Below are 18,596 nucleotides of genomic sequence, written 5' to 3'. Positions count from 1 at the left end.
GACATGCACGCAGACCAGCGCGGACCGGAATTCCGGTCCGCGCTCGGTCGTCTGATATCCATTCCCGAGCGCGCTTTCTCCGACGAGGTGTGGGGGCGCACGCCGTTGCTCACCCGCGCCTCGGAACTCGACCGCACATTCGAGGATCTGCTGACTCCGTCCGACGTCGACGAGCTGGTGTCGCACCGCGGCGTCCGCACTCCCTTCGCACGGATGGCCAAGGACGGCGCGCTGCTGGACAAGTCCGAGTTCACGTCGTCGGCCGGCTTCGGGGCCGAGATGCCGGATCAGCTCGACTCGTCCGCGGTGTTGTCCGCGTTCGCCGACGGACACACGCTGGTGTTGCAAGGACTTCATCGCCTGTGGCCGCCGCTGATCGACTTCACCCGTGATCTGGTGGACGACCTCGGTCATCCGAGTCAGGTCAATGCGTACATCACCCCCGCCGCCTCGACGGGGTTCTCGCCGCACTACGACGTGCACGACGTGTTCGTCCTTCAGATCAGTGGCGAGAAGCGGTGGATGATTCACCCTCCCGTTCATACGCATCCCTTGTCGAACCAACCGTGGTCCGACCGGCGCGAAGCCGTCGAGAAGCAGGCCAGCAACACGCCGTACCTCGACACAATCCTGACGCCGGGTGACGTCCTCTATCTGCCGCGGGGATGGATTCATTCCGCGGAAGCATTGGGCGACACGACGATTCATCTCACCATCGGCGTGGCGTCGTTCAACAACTACGACATCGCACATCGCGTTCTCGGCGCGCTCCAGGACGACGCGCGCATCCGCGAGCCATTGCCCGCGGGACTGGACCTGACGGATCCGGACTCGACCGCACCACACGTGGACCGCGTACTCGACGACGTCGCAGCGGCATTGGAACGCATCCGATCGGATCCGGATGCCCGCCGTGCGATCGCCGACGAATTGGCCGCGCGCCTGGTCGCGATCACTCGACCGGCACCGGTCGATCCGCTGCGCACGGTCGCGTTCATCGCCGCCCTCGACGCTGCTTCCGTGATCCGATGGAGGCAGGGGCTGTGCCCTCGCATCACCCGCAGCAACGGACGGATCCACATCGGCCTTCGCGACAAGACGATCTCCCTGCCCGACGAGTGCGCCGGTGCACTCGACGATCTCCGCAGCGGACAACCCCGCCGTGTCGCGGACATGCGCGGTCTCGACCCCGACAGCGCGCTGGTGGTGGTGAAACGGCTACTCAAAGAGGGCATCGTCGTGCCGTCGGAGTGATCTGCTCCCGCACGTATAGTTAGCCGAGTGAACGGAATCGCAGGTGGCCGCCGCGTCTCACTCACAGCAGCCGCGGGACTCGCCGCAGCGATGGGCGTCGGCCGGTTCGTCTTCACCCCGCTCCTACCGATCATGGTGGACTCCGCCGGAGTCACGCCGAGCAGCGGCGCAGTCATCGCGACGGCAAACTACACCGGTTACCTCGTGGGAGCGATACTTCTGTCGCTCCGCCCCACCCTCAACAGCACAACGGCGTTCCGTGCCTGGGTCGCCCTGCTCGTCGCCAGCGAGATCGCGATGGCGTTCGCCGACGGCACCCTCGTGTTCTCGATACTCAGGTTCGTCGCCGGTCTGGCGAGCGCCGCCGTGTTTCTCGGCTGCGCCAGCACCGTCGCGCGGCACGTCGGCGCGTCACCCGGCATCGCGTTCGGCGGTGTAGGAGCGGGAATCGCCGCGTCCGGCGTTCTCACTCTCGTTGCAGCACAACATCTTTCGTGGCAGGCATTGTGGATTGCGTCCGCCGCACTGACCGCCGTCGTGATCTCACCTACGTTCGCGCTCGAAATTCGCGCCGAGTCCAGGCGGCCCAGCGGCAACGTCGGGCCCTCGACGCAGGAACACCGAATCTGGCGAGTTCTGCTTGCTGCGTACTTCCTCGAAGGACTCGGATACATCATCGTCGGCACCTTCCTCGTCGCCGCCGTCGGCGGACACGGAAGCTCGTCCGTCGGCCCCGTGGTGTGGATCGTCGTCGGGTGCGCCGCAGTTCCGGCAACCGTGCTGTGGCACGCGGTCGCCCAACGCATTACACCGCCGCGAGCACTCGTCGCCGCCTTCGGCCTGCAGACGGTGTCCGCGATCCTGCCTGCAGTCAGCGACAGCCCCGCGGTCGCACTCGTCGCCGCAGTTCTCTTCGGCGGCACGTTCATGGGCATCACCATGCTGACCATGGGCATGGCCGCCGGGCTGCCCATCGGGAGAACGGCCGCAACACTGACGACCGTTTACGGCATCGGACAGGTCATGGGCCCCCTCGTCGTCGCCCCGGCGCTCGGCGACTCCTACTCCACCGCCTTCGTGGTGGCGGCCGTCGTGTTGGCACTGGGCAACATCGGCGCAGTCGCAGCGTCACGCCTCCAAGCTCGAGCCTGACGCTTCTGCCGACTCGATAGATCTGCATCACAGTAAAGATTTCCTATGCCACGGGTCACACGTGCGTTACTCTATGTGCACATAGAGCAACGGTGTTGCACACAGTGCAACAGATTCTTCGGAGGCACCCTTGAACAGAACAAGCACACGGACGTTGCGCCTGGTGATCGGGAGTGGCGCCGCAGCCCTGATGATCGGGACGATCACCGGCTGCGCAGACCGCTCCGGTGGCGGTTCGTCGGACGAGGACTTTCCCAGTGGGAACATCACGCTCCTGACCCCGACCGCCGCCGGAGGCGCGACCGACCTCACAGCACGCACCCTCGGCAAACAGATGGAAGCGGACCTCGGAGTGAGTGTCATCGTCGAGAATCGCCCTGGGGGCGCAGGATCCATCGGAATGCAATATCTCGCAGATCAGGACGCGAACGGCTACACCATCGGTGTTCTCCCCGTCGAAGTCAGCCTACTGGGACATCAGGGGTACTCCATCGACCCGGCCGCATACGACTTCCTCGGTCAGGTCAACTCGCAACCGGGAACCATCGCAGTGCCCGCGAACAGCCCGTTCCAGACTCTCGACGATCTCGTGACCGCAGCACGAAACGAACCCGGTGCCGTCACCGTCTCCAACGCAGGACCCGGATCCATCTGGGAAGCAGGCGCACTCGAACTCGGTCGTGTTGCGGATGTGCAATTCACCGGAGTCCCCTTCGACGGTGGCGCACCCGCGGTGACCGCAGCAGTCGGTTCCCAGGTGGACGCAGTCGTCGCCGGGATCGGGGAAACCGCCCCAGCGCACGCGGACGGACGCCTCCGCGTACTGGCGGTGTTCACCGATGAGCCTGCTCCCGCGCTACCCGGGGTGCCCACTGCCGGCGAACTGGGGCTCGACGTCGTGATCGGCAGTTGGGCTGCTGTCGCAGCACCTGCAGGACTTCCCGACGATGTGGCCTCCAAGCTCGAAAGTGCGATCGAGTCCGCCTCGGCCACGGACGAATACATCGATCTGATCGAATCCGGCGGCAACCTACCCCTCTACCGTTCCGCCGAGGAGACCACCACGTTCGTCGGAACCGAATCCGATCGCTTCGAACAACTGGCGGCTCAGGAATGACAACCCGAGATCTCCCCATCAGTCCCGGTGTTTCGGAAGATCGGACAGAGCCGGACGATCGGCCGCCGAACAGCAAGGCCTACGAGTGCACCATCGGGATCGTCGTGGTTGCTGTCGGCGTTGCCGTGTACTTCGCATCGGCGTCGATCGACATCGCTCGTGAAGGCCAGCAATTCGGGCCCCGGTGGTGGCCGACGGCTCTGGCCGTATCCATGGTCGCGATCGGACTCGTGCTGATCACCAGCGCGCTCCTCACCCGCATTTCCTCGGACGAACCTTCCATCACCAAATCCGGAACGGTGGCGCTCGCCGCGACACTCGCGGCGATTGTCGTGTACGGCTTCGCCTGGCAGTACTTCGATTTCCGTGTCGTCACGGTGCTATTGCTCGCCGCGATCACGGCTGTTTCCGGCGGGCGGGGAATCAAGGCGCTCGTACTGTTTCCGATCGTCACAACGCTGATCCTTTGGGCGATCTTCGGTCTGCTACTTCGGGTACCGCTGTGAGTGCCGTGACCGAGGGCTTGAGCGCCCTCCTCGACCCCAGCATCGGCCTGTGTCTGCTGGTAGGAGTTCTCCTCGGTACCCTCGTCGGCGCCGTACCCGGCATCACCGCGGCGATGGCAGTGGCGCTGGCGGCAGGTTTCACTCTGACGCTCGAACCGTTGCAGGGGCTGTCCGTTCTGCTGTCTATCTACGTGGCAGCGCAGTTCGGAGACCGAGTGCCGTCGATCCTGATCAACACGCCGGGGACACCCGCTTCGATCGCCACCACGTTCGACGGCTTCCCCATGGCACGGCAGGGTAGGGCAGGAATCGCGCTGACGAGCTCTGCACTGGTGTCAGCCGTGGGATCGGTCATCGGTATCTGCATCCTGATCTTCGCTGCTCAGCCGATAGCCAGCGTCGCGCTTCGATTCGGACCGGCCGAGATGTTCGCGCTCGTCGTGTTCGGAATGACGATGATGATCGGGGTTTCCGGAGGCCGCGTCGCAAAGGGCCTCGTCGCGGGCATTCTCGGGTTGTTACTGGGTACGATCGGCCGCGACCCGATCACCGGTGACGGACGCTTCACTTTCGGGCTGAACGAACTGAGCTCTGGAATACCTTTCATCGCAGCGATCGTCGGACTGTTCGGGATCGCGGAGGTGTTCAACCAGATGATCTGTCGGCACGCCACCCACACCCCCTCTCCGATAACGCAACTCGGCAAGTGGTGGCCGAACAGGGATGAACGTCGAGAACTGGTCAAACCGGCTCTCATCGGATCCGGTGTAGGTGCCGTCGTCGGAGTCGTACCGGCAGCAGGCGGCGACATCGCGGGCATCGTCTCGTGGGATCAGGCCCGTCGCGCGTCGAAGACGCCCGAGAAATTCGGCAAGGGATCACTCGAAGGACTCGCGGCTGCGGACACCGCCAGCACAGCGACCATGGGTGGGTCACTCACCACGACACTTGCACTGGGAGTACCCGGAGACGCCGTCATGGCCGTGATGATCGGTTCGATGGTCATCTGGGGACTGCAACCCGGACCCGCGCTGTTCATTGATTCACCCGATCTGGTCTACAGCCTCGCGGCGATCATGCTGCTGGCCACGTTCATTGCACTCGCACTGGCGTTGGTGCGAATGCGCGGGGTCATCAAGCTGCTCGACCTGCCGCAGAAGTACCTGTGGGCTGTCATCATCACTTTCTGCATGGTCGGTACCTACGCGGTCCAGAACTCAGCTTTCGACGTTGCCTTGATGCTCGTGTTCGGACTACTCGGACTGTTGCTGCGTCGAAACGGATTTCCCGCCGGACCGCTCGTCCTCGGCCTCATTCTCGGGCCGCTGGCCGAGAGCAACATCAGACGCGCATTCCTCATCGACGGGGCAGCAAGTATCTACACCAGCGGAATAGCCGTGGGTCTTCTGGTACTCAGCGCACTCGCAGTCCTCGGACCATATCTCCGTACCGGTATCAGGAAGGGCTTACGCCGGAAGCCGAAGGAGAGCATCGATGCCTGACATTCTGTGCATCGGAGAGACGATGACCCTGGTCGCTCCTGTCGACGCGGCACCACTGGTGTCAGCAGATCTGTTCTCGCTCCACATGGGTGGGGCAGAGTCCACGGTCGCGCTGTACCTAGCCGAGCAAGGCCACGACGTGGCGTGGGCAAGCCAGGTCGGCAGCGACCCTTTAGGTACCCGCATTGTCACCGACATAGCAGCGCACGGCGTCGACACCTCGTACGTCACCCTTGTCGATGCACCCACCGGCGTCTACTTCAAGGACCCGGACGACGGGGTGACGACGGTGCACTACTACCGGCGAGGCTCGGCAGCGTCACTCATGTCCCCTGCAACGCTCGAGACTCTGCCGCTCGCCGACGTGTCCTACGTGCACGTCTCGGGCATCAACGCCGGGCTCTCCGATTCGTGCGGAGCGATGATGCAGGCACTGTTCGACATCTGCGAGGACCTACCCACTCGAATTTCGTTCGACGTCAACTACCGGCGAGGGGTATGGGGAATCGAAAGCGCCTCCCCCATCCTCCTCGACCTGGCTCGACGGGCCGACATCGTTTTCGTCGGACGCGACGAAGCCGCCGAACTGTGGGGTACGACCGACGCATTGTCGGTCCGTACTTTGATCGGCGCTGGTCGACGCCATTCCGACAAGTTGGTCGTCAAGGACGGTGACGTCGGCGCCACCGAGTTCACCGCCTCGGGGTCGGTCTTCGTTCCCGCTCACGACGTACAGGTGATCGAAGTCGTCGGCGCCGGGGACGCATTCGCTGCCGGATACTTGTCGGGGTTGTCGACCGGAAAAGATTCGCACGGAAGGCTCACGATGGGCCACGATCTTGCTGCGCGAGCACTTACCAGTACCAACGATTTCGTCCCCGCAGCCGGACTCGATGTCTGATCCGGCCACATCCGAAGGAGCAGTCGATGTCGCAGAGCGTGGAACGCGCAGTGGAAATACTGGAATTCGTGGCGATTGCGCCTCGAACACAGAGCGAGATTGCCGCTCACCTCGACGTGCACCGCTCGACAGCACTGCGCGTTCTGCAGACCCTGACCGACTACGGCCTCACACGCAAGCGCGAGGACGGGAAGTACAGCGTCGGATACCGATTGGCCGGACTGGCGAACGCTGCGCGTGAGCAATTCGATTTCGCAAACGTGGCCAGGCCCTACCTCGTCGGGCTGGGTGAACAGTGCCTGCACACGATCCACCTCGCCGCTCTCGAAGGTCGACGAATCATCTATGTGGACAAGATCGAACAACCAGGAATGATAAAACTGTTCTCTCAGATCGGCGCACCGGTATGTCTGCACACTGCGGGCGTCAGCAAAGCCATTCTCGCGTTTCAAAGCCCGGACGTGGTCGATTCCGTGATGGCGGCAGCAGATTTCGAGAAACACACCTCGACGACGATCACCTCTCGAACCAGCTTCGACGAAGAGCTGGCGGTCGTCACCGAGCGCGGATGGTCCGTCGACGACGCGGAATACGAGGACTACGTCAACTGTGTCGCGATGCCGGTGCGCGACGCTAGCAACCGGGTCGTCGCTGCCGTGTCCATCACCGCGCTGAAAGGGCGTGCGGACCTCGCAGCCCTCGAACTACTACTGCCCGATCTACGCGCAGTGACCGACAACGTATCTAAGGAACTCGGATGGAGACCATGAACACCTGGTTCGACCAGGCATTCTCAGGAGCCCCGGTAATGGCAATCCTGCGGGGATTCACTCCCACCAGAACCGTCGAGCTCGCGCAGCGAGGTTGGGACGCCGGGATCACTTGTATCGAAGTACCCATCCAGTCCCCTGCCGCCGTCGCCGCGCTGGAAGCAGTGGCGAACGCTGCAGCAGATCGGGGATTCTCGGTGGGCGCGGGAACCGTGGTCAGTCCGGAACTCGTTGTTGCGGCCTATAATTCAGGTGCCGTATTCACCGTCGCTCCTGGCTTCGATCCCGCGGTCGCGAAAGCGAGCATGGACCTGTCGATGCCCCACCTGCCCGGTGTTGCCACCGGAACCGACGTGCAGCAGGCCGCGGGTTTCGGCATGAAATGGGTGAAGGCATTTCCTGCATCCGTTCTCGGTTCGGCCTGGTTCTCGGCAATGAAAGGGCCGTTCCCTGCGATGCGGTTCGTCGCTACCGGAGGAATGAACGCCCGCAACGCCGCCGAATACCTCCAGGCAGGCGCACACGTCGTCGCGGTCGGATCCGCGCTCGAGGACGACACCCAGATCGACCTTCTTACAAATCTTTTCGTATCTCGATAGGAGAATTTCGACCATGCCTTCTCTTCTCAACGATGTCTACCGGCCGGAAACGACGCGGTACGACTCGATGCAGTACCGCCCCGTCGGAACATCCGGGTTGTTGCTTCCCGCCCTGTCACTCGGCATGTGGCACAACTTCGGTGATGACACACCGATCCAGAAGCAGCGTGACATCGTCCGAGCCGCCTTCGATCTGGGAATCACGCATTTCGACCTCGCCAACGGATACGGTCCCCCGATGGGATCGGCCGAGAAGAACGTCGGACGCATCCTGGAAGAGGACTTCGCGAACCTACGTGACGAGATCGTCGTCTCCACGAAAGCCGGGTACGACTTCTTTCCCGGGCCGTACGGGCGAGGCGGCGGTTCCAAATATCTGCTCGGTAGCCTCGAACATTCGCTGCGCAGTTTGCGACTGGACTACGTCGACATCTTCTACAGCCATCGATTCGATCCGAACACACCACTCGAAGAAACGGCACGTGCCCTCGACGCGGCCGTGCGCTCCGGTAAGGCTCGCTACGCTGGAATCTCCTCGTACTCCGCAGCCCGCACTGCCGAAATGGCCGAACTGCTACGCGACCTCGGAACGCCGTTGGCCATCCACCAGCCGTCGTATTCTTTGCTGAACAGGTGGGTCGAGGATGGCGAACCTGCGTTGCTCGACGTTCTCGAAGCCCAGGGCATCGGATGTATCGCGTTCTCGGCACTCGCACAGGGATTGTTGACGGCGAAGTATCTCGACGGAATACCGGAGGGGTCCCGTGCGACACAGGGAAAGACGTTGCGCGACGGCATGCTGTCGGACAAGAATCTTCGAAACGTCGCAGCACTGAACAAGATCGCTGAGCGTCGCGGTCAATCGCTCGCTCAGATGGCACTCGCATGGGTACTGCGGAAGTCCCCCATTTCGTCCGTGCTGGTCGGCGCGTCCCGTCCGGGTCAACTGTCGGACAGTGTTCTCGCGCTGCAGAGCCCGGAATTCACAAGGGACGACCTCGCCGAGATCGATACATACGCGGTCGACGGCGAGCTGAATATATGGCTCGCGTCCTCGACGGCATGAGCACCCAAGGCCTGGACGCCATCACAGCCGACGAACAGGCGGTGGAATTGGACGCGTTCGATTACGACGACGTATGGGCCCTCGGCAGGCGGATGCGGGAGGTCGCCTCCGCCCGGAACCTGCCTTTGGTCATCGGGGTTGTGCACGGGGAGCAGCGCGCGTTCCACGCAGCGCTACCCGGGGCCTACCCGGAAAGTGATCATTGGTTGTCGCGAAAGCTGAATACCGCCCGTCGGTACGGGCGGAGCTCAATGGGTGTGCTCGAATTCTTCCTCGCGACGGGCCGTGACTTCGATACACAGTCCCACCTCCCCGCAGAGAAGTACGCAGCCGCAGGTGGCGTCGTACCGATCCGAGTCCGAGGTGTCGGGATCGTCGGCTACGTCGGGGTCTCCGGACTCCCGCACCGCGAGGACCATGCGTTCGTCATGGAGCAGCTCCGAGGATTCGCTGAGGCTGGTTGAGAAGGAGCCCCGGGTGGAGCGCGCGGCATCGTTCCGGCACGATCGACGGATGAAGACGATTGCGCGTGTGCTGCTCGGGGTCTTTCTCATGTTCGCTGGCTTCAGCCATCTGTTCTGGGCGCGCACAGAATTTGCCGCACAGGTGCCGACGTGGGTTCCTTTGGACACCGACTTCGTCGTTCTCGCGTCGGGCGTAGTGGAGATAGCCCTGGGACTGGCGCTCGTGTTCGTCCGTAGGCCGGCTGTGGGCTGGATCGTCGCGGCATTCTTCGTCGCGGTGTTTCCGGGAAACATCAGCCAGTTCCTGACGCACACCGACGCGTTCGGTCTCGATACCGACGCCGCACGCGGAGTCCGGTTGCTGTTCCAGCCACTGCTGATCGTGTGGGCGTTGTGGTGCACCGATGCGATCGGACGACGGCGAAGAGTAGCGTCGCGATCATGGCGTCCTGGCGGGAATCCGAGTCGGTGAATCTGATGCTCGACGACCTCGACACCTGGGCCGTCGTGGGCCTGTCCGGTAATCCGCAGCGCACCGCCTACGAGATTGCTTCCCTCCTTCAACGCAGAGGCAAACGTATCGTCCCGATTCACCCGGACGCGCCGACGGTTCTCGGCGAACAGGGATACGCGACGCTCGCCGAGGTGCCGTTTCCGATCGATGTCGTCGACGTGTTCCGTCGATCCGAGCAGGCAGGTCGGTTCGCCGACGAGGCCGTCGCGGTGGGCGCGAAAGGCGTGTGGTTTCAGCTGGGCGTCATCGACGAAGCCGCCTTCGCTCGGACTCTCGCCGCCGGGGTTCCCATGGTGATGGACACCTGCCCGGCCATCGAGTGGCGTCGCCGCTGAGCTCTCGATCGGTACCCCGATTTCCCTTGTGCTCCTCGCCGGGGTCAGTATGAAGAGAAGAACTGATTACTTGGACCAAGCAACGAGGTAGGCATGAGCGACGCAGCAGCGATCGGGGACGGCATCCTCCGGATCCCCGTCCCCATCACCGACAGTCCGCTCGGCCACACGCTTGTCTACGCCATGGAGTCTCCCGGCGGCCTGGTCCTCGTCGACGCGGGATGGGACGACGACAACGCTTGGGCCGGCCTCACCTCCGGTTTGGAAGCCGTCGGACGCTCGATCACCGACGTCGAGGGCGTGGTGCTGACGCACTTCCATCCTGATCACACCGGCCTGTGCGGCCGCGTCCGCGAGGCATCGGGAGCATGGATCGCGATGCACGAGGCCGACCACGCAGAGTTCGATTACATGACGACACCGCGAGGCCCCGAGTGGATCGAGCGCCAGCGCGCGAACATGACCGCCGCCGGCGCACCGAACGCCGACATCGCCGCATGGGAGGAACTCGAACTGCAACCGCCGACCGGGCCCGACTCGGCGCCCGATCGCATCCTTCGCGACGGCGAAACGATCGCGCTGACCGGACGGAATCTGCAGGCCGTGTTCACCCCCGGCCACACCCCGGGTCACGTGTGCTTTCATCTGCCCGACGCCGACGTCATGTTCACCGGCGATCACGTCCTGCAGAAGACGACACCTCACGTCGGCAACTTCGTCTACCCGCTCGAGGAGCGAGATGCGCTTGCAGAGTTCTTCGACTCGCTGCGCCACGTGCAGTCCATGAACGTGACGCGCGGACTGGGTTCCCACGGAATAGGCATCGACGACGTCGGAGTGCGCGCGGGCGAACTCATCGAGCACCACGAAGAACGACTCGACCATCTCTGTCAAGCATTCGCCGACGACGAGATCACCGTCTGGGAGGTCGCCGAACGCATGAAGTGGTACAAACCTTGGAGCGACATCTCCCCGTTCCACAAGACACTCGCACTGTCCGAGGCTGCCGCGCATCTTCGACACCTGGTGTCCCGCAACCAGGTTGTTCAGGTCGCCGGCTCGTCACCCGCGCTCTTCGCCAGGGCCTGAACCAGCGGGAGGCGTCATCTCGAGGCGCACGCCCATCAGGCGTACCTTGCGCGAGTGGTCCAACCTCTGCACCAACGCGGCCGCCGCGTCGGAAATGATCTGTGTGTCGAAGGTGGGCGGACCGTCGAGGGCAGCTGTGGTGGTGTGGGTTTCGAAAGGCGCGTAACGCACCTTCAGCGTTACCCGCACAGCAGGTCTGTCCTCTGCGACGAGGTCCTCACGCACCTTCAGCGCCAGAGCCCTCACCTCCTCGGTGATCGCCTCCCAATCCTCCAGGTTCTCCTGAAACGTGGTTTCCCGGCTGTGAGAACGAGCAATCCACGGCGCCGCGGACACCGGCGACAGGTCGACCCCTCGCCCTTTGGTTCCGATCCACGGCCCGGTTTTCGGACCGAACGCAGCTGCCAGCGCGGAATCGTCGGTTGCCGCCAACTCCGACACCGTGGTGATACCGAGACTCGCAAGCTTCTTCGCGGTCTTCTTCCCGATTCCCCACAACGCATCCGTCGGGCGGTCTCCCATCACCTCGAACCAGTTGGCGGACGTCAAGGTGTAGATACCCTGCGGCTTGCCGAAATCCGTTGCAATCTTCGCGCGTAACTTGTTGTCCCCGATGCCGACCGAACAATGCAGCCCGGACGCATCGAACACCGTGTCGTGAACCCTGCGTGCGAAGGACACCGGATCCTCGGTCTCGACGCCGAGAAACGCCTCGTCCCAACCCATCACTTCGACCACCACGTTCAAGCTTCGGAGTGCGTCCATCACGATGTTCGACGCCGCCGTATATGCCTCCCCGTCGACCGGCAGGAAGATCGCGTCGGGCAGCTTCTTGAACGCGACCCGCAACGGCATCCCCGATCCGACGCCGAACGCCCGCGCCTCGTAGGAGGCCGTCGACACCACTCCCCGTTCGGTCGGGTCCCCCCTACCGCCCACCACGACCTGCTTCCCCGCCAGCTCGGGATTTCGTAGCACCTCCACCGCCGCAATGAACTGGTCCATGTCCACATGCAGCACCCATCGTCGGCGCACAGATGCGGTCATGCCGCCCATTCTGCGCCAACCTCGCACCGCGCGTCGATCCCCCGGTCGTGGATGTCGCCGCGGGCCGGGTAGACACGCGTCGTTCGCTCGAATGAAGCGCTACCCCTTGTGTGCCACACTCCCATCATGGAGTCGAACCCTGTCGAGATCACGGTCGTCGGCCGAGGCCAGGCGACGTACCCGCCGGAGCGATGCACGGTGTCCCTGGCGGTTCGAACCGACGGCCGCACAGCCGAGGCTGCGGCCGAACCTGCTCACCGCCTGGTCAGAGAGCTGACCGGATTGATCGATCCGCTGTACAACCCTTCGAGCGGCCCGATCGACGCATGGGCTCTGGATCAAGTGCGGCACTCGCGGTCCAGGCCGTTCAACCACAACGGGGAACAGTTGCCGTACGTCTATCAGGCACTTGCGTCGATCGAGGTGAAATTCAGCCAGATCGACGTGGTCGACGCGTTCGTCTATGCGGTGTCGGCGCTCGACGGGGTCGACATCGGCCACTTCGATTGGTCGCTGACCGAGGCGACGTCGGCCGAGAACACCCGTCGAGTCCGCGCGAGTGCCGTCCAGGACGCACAGAGCAAGGCAGAGGTGTTCGCGCACAGCGTGGGCCGATCGACGGTCAGCGCCCGTGCGATAGCGGACCCGGGACTCCTCGGTGTTGCAGCAGCATCCCATCAGGACTATGTGGTCGCATCTCGAGCCTATGCCGCACCCGACGACGGATTCGAACTCAAACCACAGGACATCGTCATTCGCGCCGAGGTTCACGCACGGTTCGTCGCAACCTGACACCTCGATGCAGTCGTCGGGAGGTGGCCGTGACGCCCCACTGGCATCACGCCGTCGGATCGAATCCCGGAACCGAGGACAGTGTCTCGAATGTGCGCTGCCGACCCCATTCGACGTGTGAGTACGCAACGGCCGCAGCAAGTTCGGGATTACCTTCGGCTATCGCATCGACCAACGAGAGATGTTCGTTGTGCCTGACGCTGGGGTCGCGTTCCATGTTCGCGACGTTGAGCCGGTTGCTGCGTTCCCGCAAAGGTTCCATGATGACGACGAAAAGCCGGTTGCCTGCGAGTGATTCGATCGCGGCGTGAATGCCGCCACTCTCGCGATGGAACGACGGCAGGTCGCCTGCGTCCAACGCATCTCCGGCGCGCGTCACCGCACCGACGAGCGCCGACACATCAGCACCCACCGCGACCGCGGACGCAGCCTTTCGGGCCGCGAGCGGTTCCAGCGCTGAGCGCAGATCGTACAGTTCGTCCACTCCGCTCCGCGTCACCATTGTCACGACGGCGGGTCGACGCGGCGACAACGCAACGAGTCCGGCGGCCTCGAGCATAGGAAGCGCCTCACGGATCGGCACCCTGGACACATCGAGTTCGGCACTGAGATCCCGCTCGCGCAAGGGTTCACCGGCCGGGATTCGTCCATCGAGTATGCGCGCGCGAATCTCGTCGAACACACGGCGGGACAAACTCGCCGACGCTGCACCCTGTTCCATGCACTGTCCTCCATCATTGCTCGCCCATGTGTACCAGCACCAACAGCAACACCACCTCAGGTATACCAAGTGCCGAACTCGATGATGCAGTCCAACACGCGGCGACGTCAGCGAGCTCGTGTTACGCCATCTAGTCGCCGCTCTTACATGTGTTTAACAGAACGGAAACCCAACAGCGGACATCCGGCCGTAGATTCTCGCTCATCACTTGGTATACCAACGACGGTATCCATCGACCACCAGCCGCGAAAGGCACACCGGGATGAGCACCCTGCCCTCGTCGATGAACTCTCCACAGGATTCACCCGCCGAACGAACGACACTCGGCACACAGATCGAATCCGCGTACTCACGTATCGGCCTCACCTCCGCTCACATCGGGATCGTCGCCATGGTGTTGTTCGGCGTCTTCTTCGACGCCATCGAGCAGAACGCCGTCGGCATCTCCGGACCGGTCCTCCGCGCCGACTGGGGCCTCGGGGGCACCGAGATCGGGTTGCTCAACACCGCTACGTTCACAGCGGTTGCCCTCGGTCGCATTCTCGCAGGTGTCGTCATGGACCGTCTCGGCCGTCGAACTCTGTTGGGCGCCAACCTTCTGGTGTTCGCCTTCGGATCGCTTCTGTGCGCTGTCGCGCCCAACTATGAAGTTCTCGTCGCGGCGCGGTTCCTCGTCGGCCTGGGACTCGGCGGCGAAATAGCCGTTGCGGTCATCATGCTGTCGGAGTTCTTCTCGGCTCGGCACCGAGGGACAGCCGTCGGGCTGATCAACGTCGCCGCGGCAGGACTGGGCAACATGCTCGCCCCTCTCTTCGGCGTCATCGTGTTCGCCATCTTCACCGGCGAGGACCGCTGGCGATGGCTGTTCGGCATGCTGGTTCTGCCTGCACTCGCAGTGGTGTTCTATCGGAGGTCACTGCCGGAGACTCCCCGATACCTGGCGGCCACCGGACGAATCGACGAGGCCAACACCGTCATCAACCGCCTTGCTCAAGGCAAGCTCCGCGGAATTCTCGGCTCCGAGGAGGTCTATTTGGACAAGACAACGCTCGCAGCGGACACGGCTGCCCCCAAGGTTCGGTGGACCGAGATGTTCGGTGCGCGCTATCGCCGAAGCACGCTCGCCTTGGGTGTCGCAGTCTGCATGTCGTACGCCGCGCAAATCTCCATGCTGACGCTCATTCCCATCATTCTCACCGAACGTGGGATGTCGATCACGAGTGCACTCTGGTACACGCTCGTCATGCAGTCGGGTTCCTTGATCGGCGCGGTCACCGCGGCCCTGATCGCGCGAAAGCTTCCCCGCAAGATCACCCTGACGGCCGGTGCAAGCCTCGGTACCGCCGCGGCACTCGGTTTCGGTTTCTTCGCCACCGACATCGGACTGGTGTTGTTCTTCGGTGCACTCTTCAACTTCTCGGTGATTGTTCTGAACACCACCATCTGGCTGTTCGCCCCGGAGCAGTACCCGACTCGCATTCGCGGACTCGCCACCTCCGTCATCCTTGCCATCGGCTCTCTCTCGGGTGGTCTGTTCCCCTTGATCGCCGGAGCGGTACTGGACAGCTCAGGAGTCCCCGCGATGTTCGCCGTTCTCACCGCACTCTTCGTCGTATGCGCCGTCGCAGTTCAGTTCCCCCGAGAAACCTTCGGACACCCCATGCCAGAGGATGATTGATTCATGAGCAGCGTGCCCACGATTCTGGTGGTCAACCCCAACACCAACGCCTCGACCACCGACATGCTCGTCGCGGTTGCCGAGAAAGTTATGGACGGATCGAGATACGACGTCGTCGGAGTCACCGCAGCGGCGGGTCCGAGCATGATCGTCGACGCCGAAGCTCTCGACGAGGCGGCCGAACACACCGTTGCTGCAGCGCTCTCCGGTATCGACGTGCACAGGCCCTGCGCGGTGATCGTCGGCGCCTTCGGAGATCCTGGAGTCGCTGCCCTTCGGCAGCTCGTCGACATTCCCGTCGTCGGAATCGGGCAGGCCGCAGTGTCGACAGCAGCTTGCGGAGGGCGACGATTTGCCATCGCGACCACCACACCGCTGTTGGAGCCGTCGTTGCGGACGCTGGTACGACACTGCAGCCCCGATGCTGATTTCGCAGGAATCTTTCTGACGGATTCCGACCCGCTCGTCCTCGCCCGAGATCTCGACGCCACCGTGGACGAACTCGGCACAGCGGTCGACGACGCCGCCGCGGCGGGCGCCGAAGCAGTGATCATCGGCGGCGGTCCGCTCAGCGACTCAGCTCGGCAGCTCGCCCTCCGTACCGACGTGGTGATCGTGGAACCTGTTCCAAGCGCTGCATTGTGGGTGCTCGAACGCATGGAATCGAACCACGACCTCGATCAGGACGAACCGAACACACCGCTCATCGGGACATCTCGCCGATAGGTGACGCGATCGAACTCGCGGCCGTACTCGTCGATCGCGGAAATCTTCATCTCGCTCGGTGTGATTCCGGGAATCCCGGGAGCGACGTCGACGGAGACGAACGAGTAGTTTCTGAAGCGAACCCGAGACCACCCGACGGCTTCAGTGGCCTTCTCACCGTCGGGCGTCCAGACGTAGCTGTTCGGAACAGCGTTGTTCGGCAACTCGTTTCCTCTGTACGTCTCCTGCTCGGAGGGCTGAAATGTGTACCGAGGCCGGCCGCCACCGCCTACCGTGTAATACACCGTCCCGTCGGACTTCGGATACACGACGGCGTGGTCGGCCGCCGTCCGTGTCGGATGGCCGGCCCGGATGGGGTCGGTTCGTTCGAACACGTGATTGTGCCCTTGCAGAACCACATCCACCTCGTAGCGGTCGAACAACTTCGTCCATGCGTCGCGAACACCACCGTCGGATGCATGGGCTTCGGTAGTCGAGTAGGCACAGTGGTGGAAGAAGCACACCACGAAATCGATGTTCGGATCCGCCCTGAATCGTGCAAGGGACCTTTCCACCCATGTGTTCTGCCTGCCGCCGCTATAGCCGGTGTTGGCCTTGATCTCGTACGACACATCGTTGGCGTCGAGCGACAGCACGGCGACGTTGCCGTACACGAACGAATAGACCGAAGGGCAGCCAGCAGGACCGTTCTCGGGTTGATCGAGCCTGGCCGCATGTCCCCCGTACCCGTTCGCACCGTACAACGCTTCCATGTCGTGGTTACCCGTGGCGAAGAACCAGGGTGTGCTCGCCGCACTTCGCTCGATGGCTGCGAAGTAGCCGTCCCACACGAAAGGGTTGTACTTGTCGAAGCCTTTCGGCTGAGTCACCCCGCTGGGAGCGAACTGAGCAGGGAGGCCGGCGCCCGACGGATCCGCGTACGCGATGTCGCCCGCCAAAACATGAAAGTCCGGTCTGCGCGTCGCGATCTGCCCGACGATGTTCGCCGCATGACGAACGGATGGCTCGTTGTCGGCTTTGTAGTACAGATCGTCGTAATCCCCTGCCTTCAGGCCCGGCGGCCGAGAGGGTGTTTCATCGACACCTTGATCGCCCATCATCGTGAAGCGGAACGGAGCACTCCGTCCTGGAGGCAACGCTGTCCACACCGTCTGCACATCACTGACGTAGCCGTCGTTGGTACGCCAGCGATAGAAATGCGGAGTCTTGCAAGCCAGACCGTCGACGGGCACGTGAACGTAGAACTGCTCGGCACCGAGGATGCCGCCGTCGGTCTGCGGCACCTGACTGACCAGATTACGAACCTCCGCTGCAGTTGTCGCCCCCAGCGCCGGAGTCGGCCCATGATCGAGGAACACCCCCGTCACCCCGGGATTTCGCGACAACTGAGCCGAGAATCGGAGCTGCGTGGCCGAATCCACACCGAACGACGTGTGACGACCACCCACCGCCAGCGGCGCATCCTGCGCATACGCACGACCGGACCACGCTGCATTCCCAACGGCAGCCGCCGCAGCAGTCGCCGCCGAGCCAACCAGAAAGCGTCTCCGGGATACAGGATTCCGCTTCAGAAACGAACGAATCCAATCGTGCTGCTCCGCCATGGTCATATCAGCAGCAAGAGCCTCCGGAACCCCGGCGGCGACGGTTTCTCCTCGCGGATTCATCGGCATACCCCGACTGTTCCGCTGCAAAGAATACTTACCGACGCAAAAGATCGACCTGTCGATGAAGTCGACGTGAACAGCGAAGAAGAACGGGACGAACGAGTATCAAAAGGACCTTGCTCGACCTGCGTCTCAAACGCTCACCGTTGTGTCGGGTGCACGGCGTAGTGCTAGCACTGGGGTGAGGGTCCGGCACGTGGGTGACCGTCTGCGTCTCTACCTGGCGGCGGGGTGGTGGATTCACCGTCCTGTTGTGCGTGTGGTGGTGATGTCAGCGCACATTCGGGGGGTGTTTTTGCGGTGGGTGTGTCCTCGACGGGTGTCCGAGGGGGATGCACGGTGGAGTGTGTTTGGTGCGGGTATGCAGAACACCCCCGGGGACCGTGTGGTTCCCGGGGGTGTTCTGTGAAAGTGTGTTCGGCGGTGTCCTACTCTCCCACACCCTGTCGGGTGCAGTACCATCGGCGCTGGAGGGCTTAGCTTCCGGGTTCGGAATGGGACCGGGCGTTTCCCCTCCGCTATGGCCGCCGTAACTCTGTGAAACAGTGTCACGAACGAACCGAAGTCGGAGACACACACAGTGTGTGTGTTCGTTCTTGGTTTTCATGTAGTTGTGTACCTGAAAATACAACTTTCGTGTGTTGTTTCAGATATTGCACAGTGGACGCGTAGCTTCTTTGTGGTAAGTCCTCGGCC

Annotated in this window: 19 protein-coding genes and 1 rRNA gene; 16 read left to right on the top strand and 4 right to left on the bottom strand. The window is 63.1% G+C overall.

Features of this window, described 5'->3' with window-relative positions:
• The first annotated feature begins 3 nt into the window (after positions 1-3).
• The 13 genes from H292_RS0121540 to H292_RS0121480 all read left to right on the top strand — a co-directional run bounded on the left by H292_RS0121540 (position 4) and on the right by H292_RS0121480 (position 11,269).
• Positions 4-1,254, top strand: a complete 1,251-nt coding sequence (locus tag H292_RS0121540; protein ID WP_020112679.1) for a cupin domain-containing protein — start codon at positions 4-6, stop codon at positions 1,252-1,254.
• Between the two features lie 27 nt (positions 1,255-1,281).
• Positions 1,282-2,406 carry a YbfB/YjiJ family MFS transporter gene (locus H292_RS0121535; RefSeq protein WP_020112678.1) on the top strand — a complete coding sequence of 375 codons (1,125 nt, stop codon included), beginning with the start codon at positions 1,282-1,284 and terminating at the stop codon, positions 2,404-2,406.
• Between the two features lie 130 nt (positions 2,407-2,536).
• Complete coding sequence (locus H292_RS0121530) at positions 2,537-3,523, top strand: tripartite tricarboxylate transporter substrate binding protein (protein WP_230620844.1); 987 nt, start codon at positions 2,537-2,539, stop codon at positions 3,521-3,523.
• A complete protein-coding gene (locus H292_RS0121525) occupies positions 3,520-4,029 on the top strand; it encodes a tripartite tricarboxylate transporter TctB family protein (RefSeq protein ID WP_020112677.1) in 510 nt (169 codons plus the stop codon). The genes H292_RS0121530 and H292_RS0121525 overlap by 4 nt, the downstream gene beginning before the upstream one ends.
• Positions 4,026-5,531: a tripartite tricarboxylate transporter permease gene (locus H292_RS0121520; protein WP_019667673.1), complete on the top strand. Its 1,506-nt coding sequence runs from the start codon at positions 4,026-4,028 to the stop codon at positions 5,529-5,531. Before H292_RS0121525 ends, H292_RS0121520 begins: the two co-directional genes overlap by 4 nt.
• Positions 5,524-6,432, top strand: a complete 909-nt coding sequence (locus H292_RS0121515) for a sugar kinase (protein WP_019667672.1) — start codon at positions 5,524-5,526, stop codon at positions 6,430-6,432. The genes H292_RS0121520 and H292_RS0121515 overlap by 8 nt, the downstream gene beginning before the upstream one ends.
• Before the next feature lie 26 nt (positions 6,433-6,458).
• The gene (locus H292_RS0121510) at positions 6,459-7,202 is read left to right on the top strand and encodes an IclR family transcriptional regulator (protein ID WP_019667671.1); all 744 of its coding nucleotides are present in this window, start codon (positions 6,459-6,461) and stop codon (positions 7,200-7,202) included.
• Positions 7,190-7,801 carry a bifunctional 4-hydroxy-2-oxoglutarate aldolase/2-dehydro-3-deoxy-phosphogluconate aldolase gene (locus tag H292_RS0121505; RefSeq protein WP_019667670.1) on the top strand — a complete coding sequence of 204 codons (612 nt, stop codon included), beginning with the start codon at positions 7,190-7,192 and terminating at the stop codon, positions 7,799-7,801. The genes H292_RS0121510 and H292_RS0121505 overlap by 13 nt, the downstream gene beginning before the upstream one ends.
• A gap of 13 nt (positions 7,802-7,814) precedes the next feature.
• Complete coding sequence (gene mgrA, locus H292_RS0121500) at positions 7,815-8,867, top strand: L-glyceraldehyde 3-phosphate reductase (protein ID WP_019667669.1); 1,053 nt, start codon at positions 7,815-7,817, stop codon at positions 8,865-8,867.
• Positions 8,864-9,331: a heme-degrading domain-containing protein gene (locus H292_RS0121495; protein ID WP_230595454.1), complete on the top strand. Its 468-nt coding sequence runs from the start codon at positions 8,864-8,866 to the stop codon at positions 9,329-9,331. Before mgrA ends, H292_RS0121495 begins: the two co-directional genes overlap by 4 nt.
• 49 nt (positions 9,332-9,380) lie before the next feature.
• Positions 9,381-9,803: a DoxX family protein gene (locus H292_RS0121490; protein WP_020112676.1), complete on the top strand. Its 423-nt coding sequence runs from the start codon at positions 9,381-9,383 to the stop codon at positions 9,801-9,803.
• Positions 9,773-10,180, top strand: a complete 408-nt coding sequence (locus H292_RS0121485; protein WP_020112675.1) for a CoA-binding protein — start codon at positions 9,773-9,775, stop codon at positions 10,178-10,180. The genes H292_RS0121490 and H292_RS0121485 overlap by 31 nt, the downstream gene beginning before the upstream one ends.
• A 93-nt stretch (positions 10,181-10,273) precedes the next feature.
• Complete coding sequence (locus tag H292_RS0121480; protein WP_020112674.1) at positions 10,274-11,269, top strand: MBL fold metallo-hydrolase; 996 nt, start codon at positions 10,274-10,276, stop codon at positions 11,267-11,269.
• Here H292_RS0121480 and H292_RS0121475 read toward each other — a convergent pair.
• Positions 11,243-12,316 carry a DNA polymerase IV gene (locus H292_RS0121475; protein ID WP_026348231.1) on the bottom strand — a complete coding sequence of 358 codons (1,074 nt, stop codon included), beginning with the start codon at positions 12,314-12,316 and terminating at the stop codon, positions 11,243-11,245. The genes H292_RS0121480 and H292_RS0121475 overlap by 27 nt on opposite strands.
• Before the next feature lie 126 nt (positions 12,317-12,442).
• On the opposite strand from H292_RS0121475, the gene H292_RS0121470 reads away from it, so the two are divergent.
• Positions 12,443-13,108: an SIMPL domain-containing protein gene (locus H292_RS0121470; RefSeq protein WP_020112673.1), complete on the top strand. Its 666-nt coding sequence runs from the start codon at positions 12,443-12,445 to the stop codon at positions 13,106-13,108.
• 46 nt (positions 13,109-13,154) lie between these two features.
• Here H292_RS0121470 and H292_RS0121465 read toward each other — a convergent pair whose 3' ends face one another.
• Positions 13,155-13,829, bottom strand: coding sequence for a GntR family transcriptional regulator (locus tag H292_RS0121465; RefSeq protein WP_019667662.1), 675 nt, complete (start codon positions 13,827-13,829; stop codon positions 13,155-13,157).
• A gap of 262 nt (positions 13,830-14,091) precedes the next feature.
• On the opposite strand from H292_RS0121465, the gene H292_RS0121460 reads away from it, so the two are divergent.
• Both H292_RS0121460 and H292_RS0121455 read left to right on the top strand, forming a co-directional pair.
• Positions 14,092-15,507, top strand: a complete 1,416-nt coding sequence (locus H292_RS0121460) for an MFS transporter (RefSeq protein WP_019667661.1) — start codon at positions 14,092-14,094, stop codon at positions 15,505-15,507.
• Between the two features lie 3 nt (positions 15,508-15,510).
• Positions 15,511-16,233: an aspartate/glutamate racemase family protein gene (locus H292_RS0121455; protein ID WP_020112672.1), complete on the top strand. Its 723-nt coding sequence runs from the start codon at positions 15,511-15,513 to the stop codon at positions 16,231-16,233.
• Here the strand turns inward: H292_RS0121455 and H292_RS0121450 are convergent.
• Entirely contained in the window at positions 16,188-17,927 is a 1,740-nt protein-coding gene (locus tag H292_RS0121450) for a metallophosphoesterase (protein WP_442978574.1), read from the bottom strand. The two genes, H292_RS0121455 and H292_RS0121450, sit on opposite strands and share 46 nt — an antisense overlap.
• A gap of 388 nt (positions 17,928-18,315) precedes the next feature.
• Positions 18,316-18,432: ribosomal RNA gene (gene rrf, locus H292_RS0121445) — 5S ribosomal RNA — on the bottom strand.
• Between the last annotated feature and the right edge of the window lie 164 nt (positions 18,433-18,596).

The sequence above is a fragment of the Rhodococcus sp. 114MFTsu3.1 genome (assembly GCF_000383555.1).
Lineage (GTDB): Bacteria > Actinomycetota > Actinomycetes > Mycobacteriales > Mycobacteriaceae > Rhodococcoides > Rhodococcoides fascians_E.
This window is presented reverse-complemented; position numbering and strand designations above follow the sequence as displayed.